The sequence below is a fragment of the Salinibaculum rarum genome (genome assembly GCF_030505615.1).
In the GTDB taxonomy this organism is placed as follows: Archaea; Halobacteriota; Halobacteria; order Halobacteriales; family Haloarculaceae; genus Salinibaculum; species Salinibaculum rarum.
In genome coordinates this window covers 2,533,609-2,549,528 of record NZ_CP129992.1, presented here as the reverse complement: position 1 = coordinate 2,549,528, position 15,920 = coordinate 2,533,609, and the positions used below count along the sequence as shown (strand labels likewise).

Sequence of the window (15,920 nt, the reverse complement as noted above, 5' to 3'; positions counted from 1 at the left end):
CCATGATTCGCGGTGCCTTCGAGACGGCTGGCGAACTGGACCCCACAGAACTCCGGGCGGCGTACGACGAGGCGCTGGCCGACGCCATCGAGTCGGTGGGGGTCTCGGCTGCTGCCGAGCAGACAAACCTCGACGAGTCGACACTGCGGGCGGTTGTCGACGGTGAGACGCCGGACCTCTCACTGGACGCGGCGGCGACCATCTTCGCACTGGACGACGACCACCCCGACGCGGACGTCCTCGTCGCCGAGGCCCGCGACATCCTCCTCATGGGGATGTCAGCGGCCGTCCTGGATGTCGAAGCCATCGCTGCCGGCATCGACGACGAACTCGAGCCAAAGGAGATACAGCAGAAAATCGAAGGGCGCTACTCGATGACACTCGACGAGTACGCACTGTTGCACGCCTTTATCGAGAACAGAAAACGGTGAACATGCGCGTCGCGATACTCGGGTGTGGCTACGTCGGCCTCGAACTGGGCCGACAGCTCTCACCGGACCACGACGTAGTTGGTGTCCGTCGGTCAGACGCTGGGATTGCGGCAATCGAGCAGGCCGGCTTCGACGCGGTGCAGGCCGACCTCACGGACCCGAGCGACCTTTCGGCGGTGCCCGACGTCGACGTCGTAGTCTTTGCCGCGAGTTCGGGCGGCCGTGGTGCCGAGGCTGCACGCGAGGTGTACGTGGCCGGCCAACAGGTGGCAATCGACCACTTCGGCAGTCGCGCTGTGGCGCCCGACCGATACGTCTACACCTCCAGTACGGGCGTGTACGGCGACCACGGCGGTGACTGGGTCGACGAGGAGACGCCGCTGGACCCCCAGACCGACAAGACCGCAGTTCTCGCCGAGGCCGAACGCGTCGCGCTCGAGCGGCCAGCCGAGTTCGGATTCGAGGGCACCGTCGCCCGCTATGGAGGACTGTACGGTCCGGAGCGGTACCGACTGGAGCGGTACATCGACGGGCCGGTCACAGACGGATATCTCAACATGGTCCACCGGGATGACGCGGCCGGTGCTGTCGCACACCTGCTGGTCGGTGACCACGCCCGGGGCGAGACGGTACTGGTCGTCGACGACGAACCGGTCTCGAAGTGGGACTTTGCGGACTGGCTGGCCGAGCAGTGTGGCGTCCCCGAACCGCCCAAACAGACGAAAGCGGAGCGACTGGCCGACGAGACACTCTCGGAGACCGCGCGTCGTCGCATTCAGACGAGCAAACGCTGTTCGAACGAGAAACTTCGGGGGCTGGGCTACGAGTTCAGGTATCCGACGTTTCGAGCGGGATACGAAGCCGCTATCGACTCGTACCGGAGCTAAGCCGGGCCACAGCGACGATTTCGTTCGGTCGCCCGGCAATTGTCACAGAGGGGAACGTATTTTTGTCTCCGCGTAGACCAGTACGGCATATGTTGTCTGCCGAGGCCGGCAGCGTCGCCCTCCAGGTCGAGGACGTTTCTGCATTCGTCACCGAGAACCCGTTGCTGGCTGTAGGTGCTCTCGTCGGGGTGGTTTTCCTCGTCGGACTGGTCGCTCTCGCGCTCCGTCGTAAACAGCAGACCGGCGGGACGGGCTTTTCGCGTCTGCTGGCTCGCTACGACGAAGTGTCCGTCCTGATGCATCCAAACCCCGACCCGGACGCTATGTCGGCGGCGCTGGGGGTCCAGACCATCGCCAACAGCGTCGACACCGACACAGAGATACAGTACCCCGGTCAGATTCGCCACCAGGAGAACAGAGCCTTCGAGACGGTGCTCGACCTGGAGTTCGACCACATCGACTCTGACGCCGACCTCGGGGACCGCCCCGTCGTGCTCGTCGACCACAACGAGCCCCGTGGGTTCCCTGGGTCCGAGACGGTCGACCCCGTCGCCGTCATCGACCACCATCCCGGCGGCGGCAAGGGACGGGAGTTTACGGACGTTCGAACAGAAAACGGCGCCTGTGCGACTATCCTGGCAGAGTACTTCGAGGAGATGGGCTGGGAGCCAGCCGACCCCGATGACGACGACAGCGACGAAGAGGAGGCAACGCTTCCGTCGCGCGTGGCGACCGGGTTGATATACGGCATCCAGTCGGACACGAAATCGCTGACGAAAGGCTGTTCCGACGCCGAGTTCGAGGCCGCGGCGTTTCTCTATCCGGGTGTCGACGAGGACAGCCTCGACCGCATCGCCAACCCCGAAGTCGACGCCGAAGTCCTCGACATCAAGGCGACCGCAATCAGGAATCGCGTCATCGAGCAGGCGTTCGCGGTCAGTGACGTCGGGGCAGTCTCGAACGTCGACGCGATTCCGCAGGCAGCGGACGAACTCCTCCGCCTCGAAGGGGTCACCGCGGTCGTCGTTCTCGGCGAAAAGGACGGGACGATTCACCTCTCGGGCCGGTCGCGGGACGACCGCGTCCACATGGGCAAGGCCCTCCGTGCAGTCGTCGAGGACGTCCCGATGGCCGGGGCCGGCGGTCACGCCCGGATGGGTGGTGGGCAACTCTCGCTTGACCACATGGAGGGGCTGGGCCCGAGCAACGGGATGACCCGCGACCAGCTCAAAGACCGGCTGTTTGCGTCGCTGAGCGGCGACCTCTAAACGAAAAGCAGCGCGAGTTCCCCGCCCCACCGTGGGCGGGGGTGAAGCGCGTCATTCCGGCGCGTGTTCCGTCTCTTCGATATACCGTTCAACCACTGCTTCCGACACCGCTCCCGTCGTTCCCATGTAGTACCCAACCTTCCAGAATCCGCCACCCCAGAAATACGACTCTCGAATTCCGGGATGCCGATCCAGCAAGTGCTTACCCGAATACGACTTGAATTGCCGAGCGATGTCCGCCGGACTGTGCTTCGGGTCTGTCTGCACGAACAGGTGTACGTGGTCGTCCGCGATCTCCAACGCTAGAATCTCGTGTCCGAAGTGGTCGGCAGTCTCACCAAACAACTCTCGCACATCGTCCTCCACTACATCCAGAACTGGGTGTCGATACTGAGCGGGATCGGACATCCCGCGAGGTACGCAAAGCCTCGCTTTGCTTGACTTCGGGCACCAGACGAAGTGATACTTGCAGGAACTAACCGAATCTGCATGACTGCGGTACTTCTCTATCCCTAATCCCTGCATTTATGACAGTCTGGAACGATTGTCAACGTATGGGTGAGGGAGCCACGAAGACGATTCAGACGCGCCTTCACATAGCGTCTGGTGACCGGTCGTGGCTTCACGACGCCCGCCTCGCCTCACGCGAGATATTCAACGACACCATCCGCCTCAAACAACGCGGGTACACTCGCACTGAGATACAGAAGGAGGTTGACCGCAACGACTTCTTGCGGAACAACAAGTGCGCGGTCGTCGGCAAGGCCCTCCAAACGTGGGACTCCTACCAATCGCTCAGAGAGTGGTGGGAGAATCAAGACGATCCTGATGGCGGCAAGCCGACGCCGCCGAGTACGGACAAGTCTGGTGCGTATCCGCTCGTGATGGCACATACGGAAGGCTACCGCCTCACCGTGGATGAAGACACGAACCGCGTCCAGTTCCGCATCAGCCCGAAACCCTACAAGAAGGTGAGAGGCCACCTGCGCGGTGAACCGGACGCGATGGACGAACTTCGAGACGCCCTCACGTCGGATGAGGTGGATGTTGGGCAGGCCGAACTCCTCTACCGCGATGGCGTGTACTACCTACACGTCACGGTCACACGTGAGTTCGCCGTACCCGAACCAGACACTGCTGATACTGTGGTCGGCGTAGACATCAACGAGCGCAACGTCGCTCTCACCGCCCTCGACCGTGAGACGATGCGGACGAAGGGTACGCTCGTCCTCGACTACGGGCGAGTAAAGCAGGAACGCCAACGCTACCACACCATCACTACTCGGTGTCAGGAACACGGCAAAACGAGCATCCACCGGAAGCTCGGTGACAAGGAAGAGCGGTTCACCGGGTGGGTGTTGCATCGCCTCTCCCATGCTGTCGTGGAGTTCGCAGAGCAGTTCTCGAATCCGGTTATCGTGTTCGAGGATATGAGCGGTATCCGCGAGGAAATGCAGTACGGGACGTATATGAACCGCCGATTGCACAAACTCCCCTTCCACAAGTTCGAGAAGTTCGTGTCGTACAAGGCGACGTGGCGAGAGATTCCGACAGATACAGTGGATGCCTACTACAACTCGAAGACGTGTTCGTGCTGTGGTGAGCGTGGGTATCGGCAGGGACGGCGGTTCCGCTGTCCGAACGACGAGTGTGACGTGGTGCAAGACCACGCTGACCGCAATGCGTCAGTGAACATCGCGTGGCGTGAGACGGCGAAACTCGACGGTGACACGACGAATTACCGGACTCACAAAACCCAGCCGCAGGTCAGGTTGGTGCGTCTGTCCGGGTCGGGGCGCGTAAGCCGCCCACCCTCATCCCGCTCGCTTGCCGAGCAGGGAGTGCTAGCGCACGGCTGAGGGAACTACAAAAGCCTCGGGCCACCGCGCCCGAGGTTGTTTACGGGCGGGACGACGCCGTTTTTACGTCTCCGTGCCGAACCAGACCCATGGCTACGCGCGAGGCGACCTGGGACTACCGCGACCGGTTTACCGACGACTTCGCCCGGACGTACTTCCGGATGTTCGGCAACTGCGTCGTCTCGAGTGTCGGCGTCGGCACCTATCTCGGCGACACGACCGACGAGGCCGACGACGACTACCACGACGCCGTCGTCGAGGCGCTCGAATCGGGAATCAACGTCGTCGACACGGCCATCAACTACCGGTGTCAGCGCAGCGAACGGGTGGTCGGCGACGCTATCGCCGACGCCGATGTCGACCGCGACACCGTCTTCGTCGCGACCAAGGGTGGCTTTGCGCCCTTCGACGGCAGTCGACCGGCCAACCCAGGACGATACATTCACGAGGAGTACGTCGATTCGGGGCTGGTTGACGCCGAGGACTTCGTCAGCGGCCAGCACTGCATCGAGCCGGCGTTTCTCGACGACCAGCTCGACCGGTCGCTGTCGAATCTCGGCGTGGATACGCTCGACCTCTACTACGTCCACAACCCTGAGACACAGCTCACGACCCACAGCCGAGACGACGTCTACGACAAACTGGAGGCCGCCTTCACCCGACTCGAGGAGCGCGCTGCGGCCGGCGACATCGAACGGTACGGCATCGCGACCTGGGATGCGCTGCGAGTCGCGGCCGAGCACGGCCAGTATCTCTCACTGCCGGAAATCGTCGAGCGAGCGCGGGCTGCCTCCGACAGCGCCGGCACGGCCGGGACGCACTTCCGCGCGATTCAGCTCCCGTTCAACGTCTACATGGCCGACGCCTTCACCGTCCGGTCACACGAGACGCCCGACGGCGAGAAGAGCGCGCTGTGGTTTGCCAACGACGCGGGACTGGCCGTCTTTACGAGCGCGAGTATCATGCAGGGGCGGCTGGCGTCGGAACTGCCCGAAGACGTCGCGGCCAAACTCGACGGCGAGACGGACGCACAGCGGGCCATCAACTTCGCGCGCAGTGGACCCGGTGTCACGACATCGCTCGTCGGGATGGGGTCGCCGGACCACGTCGCGGAAAACGTCGACGCCGGCCGGTACGAACCGCTCGGTGCACAGGCGTTCGACGCCGTCTTCGAGTGACTAGCCGACTTCCGTCCACTCCGAGTCACAGGACGGGCAGACTCTGAGACGCCCGACTTCGTCGGGGTCGTTTCTCGTGTCCAGTACTTCCCCGCAGTTCGTGCAGGTCAATCGCTCGTAGGTGTCCTTCTCGAGGTCACCCGAGCGGAGCCCCTTCCTGACAGATGTCATACCCAACCGTAGGACACCTACCGGCAAAAGCTTCGTGGCGGTCGACCGGGTGGCTTTTTCTCACACAGTCCTAACCTGGCATCGATGGAGTACGTTCAGGAGCGGGTCACGACGCTCCACGATTTCGGTGACGCCACGCCCACCGCACCGACGGGCCGCACGACGGTCGTCGTCCCGATGACCGAGCGCGACCACGCCAGTCTGGCCGCCGAACGCGTGCTCGCGGCCCTCGAACGGGTCGACCCCAAGCGGGTCGTCGTCGCCTTGCGCGCGACGGCGACGGAAGTCGGTGACGTCGTCTCGTGGGTTTCCGAGTTCGACATCGACGCCGAGGTGCTGTGGTGTACCGCCCCTCGCGTCGAGTCCCTGCTCGCCGATGCCGGCCTCGACGGGAACGCGGGTAAGGGCCGTGACGTGTGGCTGGCGCTCGGCGTCGCCGCCGACTCCGAATACGTCGTCGTCCACGACGCCGACGCCAAAACCTACACCGAGGCACACGTCCCGAAACTCCTGTTTCCGCTCGCAAACGGTCACGAGTTTTCGAAGGGGTACTACGCCCGCGTCGAGAACAACCGCCTGTACGGACGGCTGTTCCGGCTGTTTTACGCCCCGCTCGTGCGGGCGCTCGATGCACTGTACGACGATGCCATCGTCGATTACTTCGATGCCTTCCGGTACGGGCTGGCCGGCGAATTTGCCGTCACTGGCGACGTGGCTCGCCAGGTACGCGCCCAGCGAAGTTGGGGGCTGGAAGTGGGGACGCTGGGCGAGGCGTTCCGGCTGGTGGGCTTCGAGCGCTCGGCGCAGGTCGACCTCGGCGTCCACGAACACGACCACCGTTCGGTCGGTGGTCCCCAGGGACTCGGCGACATGTGCCGGGAAGTCGGGAGCGCGCTCTTCCGGGCGCTGGCAGACGCCGGCGTGGACCCGTCGTACGACGACCTCGCTACCGAATACTGCACGCAGGCCGAGCGACTCGTCGACCAGTACGCCGCAGACGCCGGATTCAACGGCCTGACCCACGACCGGGCGGCAGAACGCCAGCAGGTCGATACGTACGTCGAGGCTATCGAGCCGCCGGCCGAGGACTGTCGTCTGCCGGCCTGGGTCGACACGCCACTGTCGCCGGCCGACGTTCTGGACCGCTCGCGGGCCGCCATCGCGGATGCGACGGAATGACAGACCGTTCCGACCACCAACCGTTAAGACCGACCCAGTCGGGGTACCGACATGGACCTGACGGGACACGACGTGGCGGGGGTCGTCGACCTGTTCGGCGCGCTCACCCGGGCGGAACTCGGCGAGGCGCTCGCGGAACTGGCCTTCAAGCGCGGCGAAGACCACGACCCGGATGCCTTCGCGGCGGACATCGACGCGGCCGTCCGGTCGTATCATCTCGTCGCCGTCGAACCGGATGCGACGGACGCGGCCGTCGACGAAACGCTCTACGTCGTCGGTCCGGTGGCCTTTCCCGAGTTACCCGAGGGCGCGACGGACCTGCCCCATATCCTCGATGTCGAATCGCGCAACATCGAGCGAGAGACGGTCGCTCGGGCGGCCGAACGACGATTCAGAGACGACGCGAGTGCGGCCGTCGAGGCTGGTGACACCGAGCGCATCGAGGCGTTGCTCGACGTGAGTTACGAACTGGAGGCGTGGGGCGGCGTCGACCTGGCCCGCTCTCGGGACCGCCTCGACGCGACGTTGCAGTAGGCAGGCGGTTGGTATAAGATTCTCCGGGCCATCGGTTCGAATATGAACCTGGCGGGGGTGCGAGGACACGACGCGGCGGTAGTCTCAGACCAGGAGCGCGAGGCGGCGGTCATCGCGCCCGTGGTCGACGGCGGCCAGGAGCCGTCAATCCTCTTTACGAAACGCGCCGACCACCTCTCGGACCACCCCGGCCAGATGAGCTTTCCCGGCGGCGGCCGCGAACCCGAAGACAGCGACCTCTGGCGGACGGCGCTCCGCGAGGCAAACGAGGAAATCGGCCTCGCCGCCGAGGAAGTCGACCGCGTCGGCCGCCTGGACGATATCCGGACGGTGACCCGGTACTCCGTCCGGCCGTTCGTCGCCCGGATTCCCGACCGGGAGTACGAACCCGGTGACCAGGAGGTCGCAGAAATCGCCGTCCTCCCGCTCTCCGAGATTACGAACCTGGACAACTACGAGAGCGAGCGCCGTGACCACCCCTACTACGGCGAGATACGGCTCCACTTTTTTTACGTTCAGGGTTACACGGTGTGGGGGGCGACCGCCCGGATGCTCGTGCAGTTTCTCGAACTCGCGACCGACTGGGAGATGCCCCCCGAAGTCGACCGCGTGGTCGACCCCGACGCGGAGTTCCCGGTCTGAGCCGGCGCAGCCAGCGTGACTCAGGTCCGGTCCGATTCGAGGTCGAACTCGCTGTCAAGCGGGTCCTGTAGCTCGCCCGTAATCTCCTCGAAGGCGTCTGTCGCAGTGACCAGCCCCACGACATCCCCACCACGGATGACCAGTGCGAGTTCCTGATTTTCGGTCTGGAACTGGTCAATGAGGTCACTCACGACGGTGTCCGGACTCGTCGTCATCGGCGGCTGCGCGAGGGATGCGAGGTCGATTGGCCCGCCGTCGGCGCTCAGCTGCCGGAGCAAGGCCGGGGCGTAGACAATCCCCTCGAAGGATTCGAGACCGTCATCGACCAGCGGAAACCGCGAGTGGGGTGAATTCTGCATCCGTTCGGCGTTCGTCTCCCAGTCGTCGGCCGTCGAGAGGGCCACGATTTCGTCGCGGCCGACCATTATCTCCTTGACGGTCGTGTCGCCGATACTGAGTGCGTTGAGGACCTCTTCGCGTCGCTCGTCGGGGAGGTCACCCTTGTCCAGTGTCTCGCCCATCGCCTGGCGGAGTTCGGCGCGCGATTCGAATGTCTCCACTTCAGTCTCCAGCCACGCACCGGTCATCTCGACGCCAAAGAGTGCGAGCGTTCCCTTGGCGACCTGGTCGCCGATTGTGATAACCGGCGAGATGAGCCAGGCGAACCAGTACAGCGGACTCGCGCCGTACCGGCAGACGAACTTGGCTCGCTCGACGCCCAGATACGTCGGCGTCTGCTCGCCGTGAGTCAGGTGCACGAGGTTGATGATGAGGAACGCGAGAATCCCGCCGGCGCCAACCGAGGCCAGAACGCCGCTCCCGAAGTACGGGTGAAAAAGCGCCGCAAGCGCCGGTTCGGCGACGATACCGACTGCGATACTCGATGCCGTAATCCCGACCTGACAGCTCGTCAGATAGATTTCGAGGTCGTTGGTCATCTCCCACGCCCGGCGCAGGCCCGGTTCGTCGAACTCTGATTCGGGATACTGGCGAGCACGGGTCAGTGCGAACTCGATAGCGACGAAAAAGCCGTTGGTGAGAATCAGTGCGACGCCCGCGACGAGTCGGAGGGTCACTTCACCCGTCGGCATCGCTGTGGCCATACGGCGAGGGTGGCGTATCCGTCTGTAAAAATCCGGTGGAGTCTGCCTGAGACGAACGACAGGACTTTGCTTCGGGCCGACCCACTACGGCCAACATGACTGCACTCTCTGGGCTCTCGCCCGCCAATACTGGTGCCGATGTCGTCGTTGGCTACCCCACTCGCGGACCCGACCGCCTGGTCGATTGAATGGCTCCCGACCCAACGCGTGTGGCCGTCGTCGGTGCGGGGGCGGTCGGCCTCTCCGTCGCGACTGTACTCGCCCGGCGTGGCGTCGAAGTCACACTCTACGACCGGGGCGACCCCGGGAGTGGGTCGACCGGCCGAGCCGCCGGACTCTGTTACGATGCTTACGTCGAACGAACCGATGCGCGACTCGCTGCCCGCTCACTGGAGCGGTTTCGCGAACTGGATGTCCTGACCGAACGACCTTACGTCTGGGTGGCACGCGACGGCGACGACCACGCTGTGGCCGCAATCCGAGAGCACGCCGGTCGGATGGCCGACCGCGGACGGGACGTCTCCATCGTCGACCCGGCGGAACTCGCAGACCGGCTCCCCGCACTGGAGACCGACCATCTCGCAGTCGGGGCAATCGCGGAAAACGCCGGCTACGTCGACACCGACGCGTTCGTGGCGGCGATGGTCGACCGGGCGCGTTCGGCCGGTGTCACTCTCCGCACCGACTGCCTCGTCTCACTACAGGCAGACGGGGAACTCGTCACGCCCGATTGCTCGACCAGCCCAGACAGTATCGTCCTCGCAGCGGGGCCACAAACCCGCACGCTTGCCGCATCGGCCGGCCACTCGCTGGCGCTGGGGACCTACCGGGCACAGGCGCTGGTGACCGAGGGCATCGCGGCCGCCCCGCCGATATTCTACGACGCTTCCGAGCGATTCTACCTCCGGCCTGCCGACGATGGCGTTCTCGTCGGCGACGGCGCACACCCCTACGAGGGTGACCCGGACGAGTACGACCGGACGACGGATTCGACGTTTCTGAGCGATTCCCTGGCGCGCCTCGAACGGACACTCGGTCAGTCCGCCGCCATCTCGCGGTCCTGGGCCGGTCTGTGTACGGCGACGCCGGACCGAGACCCGCTCGTTGGCCGCTGTGGCCCCGGACTGTTCGTGGCGACCGGCTGGCACGGCCACGGCTTCATGCGCGCGCCTGCTGTCGGTGAGCGACTGGCAAAACAGGTTCTCGGGGGCGAGGGAATCACACACTGGGACCCGACCCGGTTCGATGGCGACGAGCCGGTCGACCTACCCGCCGGTATCGTCGATTAATTCTCGTCTGCCGCGTCTGCCGTGTCGTCCCCGGTCGCTTCGGCATCGTCGTCTTCGGCGTCCGTCTGCTCGTTGGCCACGTCGCCGGCCTCGACTTTCGGAATCTCGACCTGGAGCGTGCCGTTCTCCTTCAGTGTCGCCGTCGCGCCGCTGACATCGACTGTGGCATCGTCCGGCAAGTCGACGCGGCCGTCAAGCGAGAGGCCACGGCCGGGGAACCGCATCTCGTAGCCATCGTGGAAGTCCCGGAAGCGGTCGACGCGGACGATGACGGTGCCGTCCTCGAAGCGGACCTGCACGTCGCCGGATTCGACGCCCGGGGCGTCGAAGAGCGCGAGGTATGCGTCGTCGCTCTCAAGCAGGTCAGCGTCCAGCGGCATCTGTTCCTGGGAGCGCGCGACTGCACGCCCGACCGATTCGACCACCGCGTCGCCAATCGTTTCGCCGAGTTCCCGAATCATAGTTCGATAACCTCCAGCGATTCTGTCTCGCCACAGTACGGACAGGTGAAGTCACCGATGCCCACGCTGTCGGGCATGTCGTACGTGTAGTGCATCTCGAACATGTCGAGTTCGCACTCGTCGTCAGTGCAGGTGACTTCCAGCGTGGCTGGCATACCACTATGTACGGGCGCAGACGGTAAGAATGGTCCGCATCCGGCACAGGTCGTTCTCTCCAACTGGGAATCCTGTCAATCTATATGCTATTCGTGTGGTAACAATTCACACATGACCATCGATACACTCACCGAGCGAGGAGTGGAGCCGATGGACGACGAGGAGATAAGCCAGTTTTTGACCAGCCAGGGGTTTGGCGTTCTCGGACTTGATGCCGGAACGGTTCCGTATATCTTGCCGATGTCGTTTGGGTACGATGGTGACGAGCGGTTGTATTTCACATACGTCGTCGACGAGGACAGCCAGAAAGAGCGACTCTCGGCCGAAGTCGACAAAGCGGCCTTTCTGGTCTACGAGGCGACAGCCCCGTTCCAGTGGGAGAGTGTCACACTGACGGGCACAATCGAGTATCTCACGCCTGACCGGTGGGACGAGTTCCAGGCCGTCAAATCCAACACCTGGCGGCCGGAGGCGCTCCAGGAGGCCGAAGCCGACGCCACCGTTCGCGTCTACGAGTATCACATCGAGAGTCGGGAAGGGTACAAACACGCCGGACTCCCCGAGGGGTTCAAAGAGTCTGAGTAACGCAGACGCCTTGTGGGCACCGGTCAGTCACGGTTTTACGCGTCGAGTCGGTAGGGAGTGGTATGACTGACCCGGCGACGCTCTCGGTGACAATCGTGGACGGCTACGTCGACGAGCCGGCCCACTTCGGCGTCCCACCCTACATCTCGACGTACCCGCGGTACGTCGCCGGCGCGCTCGTCGATGCGGGCGTTCCCCGCGAGCAGATTACCTACCACACCATCGACGCGCTCCGCGACGACCGCCAGCGCTGGCAGGACGTCGACGATGCCGACCTGATGGTCTACGTCGGCGGCATGACTGTCCCCGGAAAGTACGTCGGCGGCACGCCAGCAGAACCCGACGAGGTCCGGGAACTCGCATGGACCGCCAACGGCACGACGCTGATGGGTGGCCCGGTCCGCTTTGGCGTCGGCGACGAGAACGCCGGCGCACAGGATATGGAACGGGACGACCTCGACTACGACTTCGTCGCCAAAGGCGACGTGGAGGCGGCCGTCTACGACCTCGTCCACGGCGGGATGGAGGGGTTCGACAACCGGATGCGCGACAACGAGGAGATCTCACGGTGGGCACAGGAGGGCGCATTCGTCATCGAACAGCACCCGAACCACCCCGACTATCTCATCTGCGAGATGGAGACGTCGCGGGGCTGTCCGTACCGCTGTTCGTTCTGTACCGAACCGCTCTACGGCGCCGACCCGAGTTTCCGCGCGCCCGATTCGGTCGTCGGCGAGGTAGACGCCCTGTCGGACCACGGCGCGAAACACTTCCGACTGGGCCGACAGGCAGACATTCTCGCGTACGGCGGTGACGGTGAGGCGCCGAACCCCGACGCCCTGCGAGCGCTGTACCGCGGGATTCGAGAGGTGGCCCCGAACCTGGAGACGCTCCACCTCGACAATATGAACCCTATCACCATCGTCAAGTGGCCCGAGAAATCCCGGGAGGGAATCCGCATCATCGCCGAACACAACACGCCAGGCGACACCGCCGCCTTTGGCTTGGAGTCGGCCGACCCGGTCGTCCAAGAGGAGAACAACCTCAACGTCTCCGCCGAGGAGTGCCTGCGCGCGGTTCGCATCGTCAACGAGGAAGCCGGCTGGCGGCCCGGTGAAGACAAGAATAGTGCGCCACAGTTCGGCGACGGTGCAGCCGACCGCCTCCCGAAACTGCTGCCGGGAATCAATCTCGTCCACGGGCTGAAAGGCGAACGCGCCGAGACGTTTGAGCACAACAGGGAGTTCCTCCAGCGCGTCTACGACGAGGGGCTGATGCTCCGGCGCGTGAACATCCGGCAGGTGATGGCCTTCGATGGGACCGAGATGTCAGAGACGGGTGCCGAAATCGCCCACGACCACAAAAAGCAGTTCAAACAGTACAAGCGCGAGGTTCGCGAGGAAATCGACAATCCGATGCTTCAGCGCCTCTCCCCGGCTGGAACACTCCTGGAGGACGTGCACCTCGAATATCACCAGGACGGCAAGACCTTCGGCCGGCAACTGGGGACGTACCCGCTGCTGGTCGGGATACCGGGCGAGCGCGAACTCGGCCGGACCATCGACGTGGCCGTCACCGACCACGGCTATCGCTCGGTCAGCGGTATCCCTCATCCGCTCGACCTGAATGCGGCGTCGATGGACGAGCTCGCGGCGATTCCGGGACTGGGCCGCCAGCGTGCGGGCAACATCCTCGTCGACAGGCCCTACGACTCTGTCGACAACGTCGAGGGCGTCGACCTCTCGAAGTTCGCGATTGTGAGCACTCCGGAAGGCGCTGACTGACCCTTCTCCGGCAGTCGGCTCCTGGCTGAGCCGGACCCGCTACGATTCGGTGAAGTCCTTGAGGACTTCGAGGTCACGGTCGGTCCGCATGAACTCCGAGGGGTGTCGACTTTCACCACAGTCCGGGCAGGTGAAATCGGTGTCGGGCGCATGGAGGGCCGTCGGTTCGTCTTCCCACTGTTTGTCACAGGCAGGACAGGACAACTGAACGAATGCCTCGTTCATACTCGACAGTCGGCCGGCCATTCCTGATAAGGATTCTGCCGATTTTCGGCGAGGAGAAATCCGCGGTGAACGGGTGACCGTGGCGTCGGCAACCGGCACGCCTTCCGGAACAGAAAGTTCTTGCAGGCCCTCGCGTTACACTCGCCAATGAGTGGTCCCGTCGAGGTGAGTGTCGTGCTCCCCGCGTACAACGAGGAGGCGACGCTCCGCGAGACTGTCACCGTGACGCTGGACCACCTCGCGGCGTTTCTCCCGGCCGACAGCTACGAAGTCATCGTCGCGGAGGACGGCTGCGAGGACCGCACGCCGGAAATCGCCGACGAACTCGCCGCCGAGTTCGACGCCGTCCGTCACATCCACAGCGAAGAGCGGCTTGGCCGGGGCGGGGCGCTCGAATACGCCTTCCGCGAGGCCGACGGCGAGACGCTCGTCTACTTCGATACGGACCTCGCGACGGACATGCGACACCTCGAGGAACTCGTCGAGAGTATCCGCACGGAAGGATACGACGTGGCGACCGGGTCGCGCTGGCTCCCCGAAAGCGCCGCCGACCGGCCGGCAAAGCGTGGCGTTCCGAGTCTGGCGTACAACGGCTTCGTGCGACTGTTCTTGCGGTCTGGAGTCCGCGACCACCAGTGTGGCTTCAAAGCGTTCGACCGCGAGGCACAGCTCGCTCTGGCCGACGACGTCGAGGACGACCACTGGTTCTGGGACACGGAAATCCTCGTCAAGGCACAGCGAGAGGGGTACCGCGTCAAGGAGTTCCCGGTCGACTGGACGCCGAAGGGTGACTCGAAAGTCGACATTATCAGGGACGTCTTCGGCATGGGGAGCCAGATACTGCGGACGTGGTGGGAACTATCGGTCAGTCCGCGCATCACGCGCACGACGAGTCTCGCCGCGGGGACACTGCTGGTCGTCGTTGCGCTGGCGCTCATGACGGTGTATCTCGACCCGCAGTCGGTTCTCGACGCGATTACGGGTGCAGACCCCGTCATCGTCGGCGTCTCGGCGCTGGTCTATCTCTTCTCGTGGCCGCTCCGCGGGAGCCGCTACCAGCACATCCTCGAGCGACTCGGCCACCCGAGCGACCGCTGGTTCATGACCGGCGCGGTATTTATCAGCCAGACCGGGAACCTCGTCTTCCCCGCCCGACTGGGCGATGGCGTCCGGGCGTACGTCGTCAAGGCACGCCGCGGTGTCCCGTACCCGACGGGGTTTGCCTCGCTTGCGGTCGAACGAGTCTTCGACTTGCTTGCCATCACCATCCTCGCGAGCACCGTGCTCGTCGGACTCGTTCTCACTGACGGGACGGCGGGTATCGCTGCCGCCATCGCCGCCGACATCGGAACAGTCTCAATCGGCGGCGAGACGGTCGACCCCGCCGCGGCCGCACAGACTGCACTCCGCGTCGCAGCGGCCGTCGGTGCGGCGGCAGTCGTCGCCGTGGCTGTTATCGTCCTCAACGCCCGCCGGGAGACCGACCTCATCCGGCCGGCCATCGCGACACTGAGTTCCGACGCCTACGCCGACGTCGTCGCGGGCGTGCTCGAACAGTTCGTCGGCGACATCCAGACCATCGTCAGCGAACGGGGTGCTTTCCTGCGCGTCGGCGGCGGGAGTCTCGTCATCTGGACGCTCGACGTTGTGACAGCGCTCGTCGTCTTCGTTGCCTTCGGTATCGACGTGACGCTTCTGCTGGTCGCCGTCGCCTTCTTCGCGGTCAGCGTGGGGAACCTGGCGAAAGTGCTGCCGCTCTCGCCGGGCGGCATCGGCCTCTACGAGGGCGCGTTCACGCTCATCGTCGTCGGGCTGACGACCTCGCCGGCGCTGACAGCGACGACGGCCCTTGCCATCTCGGTGGTCGACCACGCGGTGAAAAACGTCGTCACTATCGTCGGCGGCATCGTGTCGATGGCGTGGCTGAACGTCTCGCTGACGACGGCGGTCGAACAGAGCCGGGACATCGAAGCCGAGACCGTCGAGTAGTCGTACTCCGCGTCAACCGACCCCATATTTGAACTGTTCGAAATAATCGCCCAGAATAGGCATTTCGCGGCGTCTGACACGCATCGTGAGTGCCATAGCAAAGATTTTAAGTATTGTTCGAGCGAACATCGGTATCATCAACTGAGCCCGGGAATTTTCAGGATTGGCCTGCCCGCGGC

The 15,920-nt window shown here is 64.3% G+C and carries 18 protein-coding genes; 12 read left to right on the top strand and 6 right to left on the bottom strand.

Annotated elements, in window-relative coordinates; all coding sequences use genetic code 11:
* The first annotated feature begins 2 nt into the window (after positions 1-2).
* The 3 genes from QYL91_RS13245 (at position 3) to QYL91_RS13235 (ending at position 2,586) form a co-directional block, all read left to right on the top strand.
* Complete coding sequence (locus QYL91_RS13245; protein WP_302080967.1) at positions 3-431, top strand: DUF5791 family protein; 429 nt, start codon at positions 3-5, stop codon at positions 429-431.
* 2 nt (positions 432-433) lie between these two features.
* Positions 434-1,318, top strand: coding sequence for an SDR family oxidoreductase (locus tag QYL91_RS13240; protein ID WP_302080966.1), 885 nt, complete (start codon positions 434-436; stop codon positions 1,316-1,318).
* Positions 1,319-1,407: 89 nt separating this feature from the next.
* Positions 1,408-2,586 (top strand): DHH family phosphoesterase, encoded by a 1,179-nt coding sequence (locus QYL91_RS13235; protein ID WP_302080965.1) that lies wholly within the window; start codon positions 1,408-1,410, stop codon positions 2,584-2,586.
* A 51-nt stretch (positions 2,587-2,637) separates the two neighbouring features.
* Here the strand turns inward: QYL91_RS13235 and tnpA are convergent, their stop codons facing one another.
* The gene (gene tnpA / locus QYL91_RS13230; RefSeq protein ID WP_302082871.1) at positions 2,638-3,096 is read right to left on the bottom strand and encodes an IS200/IS605 family transposase; all 459 of its coding nucleotides are present in this window, start codon (positions 3,094-3,096) and stop codon (positions 2,638-2,640) included.
* Positions 3,097-3,140: 44 nt separating this feature from the next.
* Between tnpA and QYL91_RS13225 the strand changes: the two genes are divergently transcribed.
* Positions 3,141-4,445, top strand: a complete 1,305-nt coding sequence (locus tag QYL91_RS13225) for an RNA-guided endonuclease InsQ/TnpB family protein (RefSeq protein WP_302080964.1) — start codon at positions 3,141-3,143, stop codon at positions 4,443-4,445.
* Between the two features lie 89 nt (positions 4,446-4,534).
* Entirely contained in the window at positions 4,535-5,623 is a 1,089-nt protein-coding gene (locus tag QYL91_RS13220; protein ID WP_302080963.1) for an aldo/keto reductase, read from the top strand.
* Here QYL91_RS13220 and QYL91_RS13215 read toward each other — a convergent pair whose 3' ends face one another.
* Complete coding sequence (locus QYL91_RS13215; RefSeq protein WP_302080962.1) at positions 5,624-5,794, bottom strand: HVO_0758 family zinc finger protein; 171 nt, start codon at positions 5,792-5,794, stop codon at positions 5,624-5,626.
* 84 nt (positions 5,795-5,878) lie between these two features.
* On the opposite strand from QYL91_RS13215, the gene QYL91_RS13210 reads away from it, so the two are divergent.
* From QYL91_RS13210 to QYL91_RS13200, 3 genes are read left to right on the top strand one after another with little or no spacing between them, the layout of a single operon-like run.
* On the top strand, positions 5,879-6,973 hold the full coding sequence (locus QYL91_RS13210) for a glycosyltransferase family protein (RefSeq protein WP_302080961.1): 1,095 nt from the start codon (positions 5,879-5,881) through the stop codon (positions 6,971-6,973).
* Between the two features lie 51 nt (positions 6,974-7,024).
* The gene (locus QYL91_RS13205) at positions 7,025-7,507 is read left to right on the top strand and encodes a DUF7109 family protein (RefSeq protein ID WP_302080960.1); all 483 of its coding nucleotides are present in this window, start codon (positions 7,025-7,027) and stop codon (positions 7,505-7,507) included.
* 42 nt (positions 7,508-7,549) lie between these two features.
* Positions 7,550-8,149 carry an NUDIX hydrolase gene (locus QYL91_RS13200; protein ID WP_302080959.1) on the top strand — a complete coding sequence of 200 codons (600 nt, stop codon included), beginning with the start codon at positions 7,550-7,552 and terminating at the stop codon, positions 8,147-8,149.
* Between the two features lie 20 nt (positions 8,150-8,169).
* Here the strand turns inward: QYL91_RS13200 and QYL91_RS13195 are convergent, their stop codons facing one another.
* Positions 8,170-9,240, bottom strand: a complete 1,071-nt coding sequence (locus tag QYL91_RS13195) for a hemolysin family protein (RefSeq protein ID WP_302082870.1) — start codon at positions 9,238-9,240, stop codon at positions 8,170-8,172.
* A 200-nt stretch (positions 9,241-9,440) separates the two neighbouring features.
* Between QYL91_RS13195 and QYL91_RS13190 the strand changes: the two genes are divergently transcribed.
* Positions 9,441-10,541, top strand: a complete 1,101-nt coding sequence (locus tag QYL91_RS13190) for an NAD(P)/FAD-dependent oxidoreductase (protein ID WP_302080958.1) — start codon at positions 9,441-9,443, stop codon at positions 10,539-10,541.
* Here QYL91_RS13190 and QYL91_RS13185 read toward each other — a convergent pair.
* Together QYL91_RS13185 and QYL91_RS13180 are read right to left on the bottom strand one after the other, a co-directional pair.
* Positions 10,538-11,002: an Hsp20/alpha crystallin family protein gene (locus tag QYL91_RS13185; RefSeq protein ID WP_302080957.1), complete on the bottom strand. Its 465-nt coding sequence runs from the start codon at positions 11,000-11,002 to the stop codon at positions 10,538-10,540. The genes QYL91_RS13190 and QYL91_RS13185 overlap by 4 nt on opposite strands.
* Positions 10,999-11,157 carry a DUF7559 family protein gene (locus QYL91_RS13180; protein ID WP_302080956.1) on the bottom strand — a complete coding sequence of 53 codons (159 nt, stop codon included), beginning with the start codon at positions 11,155-11,157 and terminating at the stop codon, positions 10,999-11,001. The genes QYL91_RS13185 and QYL91_RS13180 overlap by 4 nt, the downstream gene beginning before the upstream one ends.
* Positions 11,158-11,269: 112 nt before the next feature.
* On the opposite strand from QYL91_RS13180, the gene QYL91_RS13175 reads away from it, so the two are divergent.
* Together QYL91_RS13175 and QYL91_RS13170 are read left to right on the top strand one after the other, a co-directional pair.
* Complete coding sequence (locus QYL91_RS13175) at positions 11,270-11,743, top strand: pyridoxamine 5'-phosphate oxidase family protein (RefSeq protein WP_302080955.1); 474 nt, start codon at positions 11,270-11,272, stop codon at positions 11,741-11,743.
* 62 nt (positions 11,744-11,805) lie between these two features.
* Positions 11,806-13,527 (top strand): radical SAM protein, encoded by a 1,722-nt coding sequence (locus QYL91_RS13170; protein WP_302080954.1) that lies wholly within the window; start codon positions 11,806-11,808, stop codon positions 13,525-13,527.
* Between the two features lie 39 nt (positions 13,528-13,566).
* On the opposite strand, the gene QYL91_RS13165 is transcribed toward QYL91_RS13170, so the two are convergent.
* The gene (locus tag QYL91_RS13165) at positions 13,567-13,752 is read right to left on the bottom strand and encodes a DUF7836 family putative zinc-binding protein (RefSeq protein WP_302080953.1); all 186 of its coding nucleotides are present in this window, start codon (positions 13,750-13,752) and stop codon (positions 13,567-13,569) included.
* Positions 13,753-13,899: 147 nt separating this feature from the next.
* On the opposite strand from QYL91_RS13165, the gene QYL91_RS13160 reads away from it, so the two are divergent.
* Positions 13,900-15,741 (top strand): flippase-like domain-containing protein, encoded by a 1,842-nt coding sequence (locus tag QYL91_RS13160; RefSeq protein WP_302080952.1) that lies wholly within the window; start codon positions 13,900-13,902, stop codon positions 15,739-15,741.
* Positions 15,742-15,920: the final 179 nt, after the last annotated feature.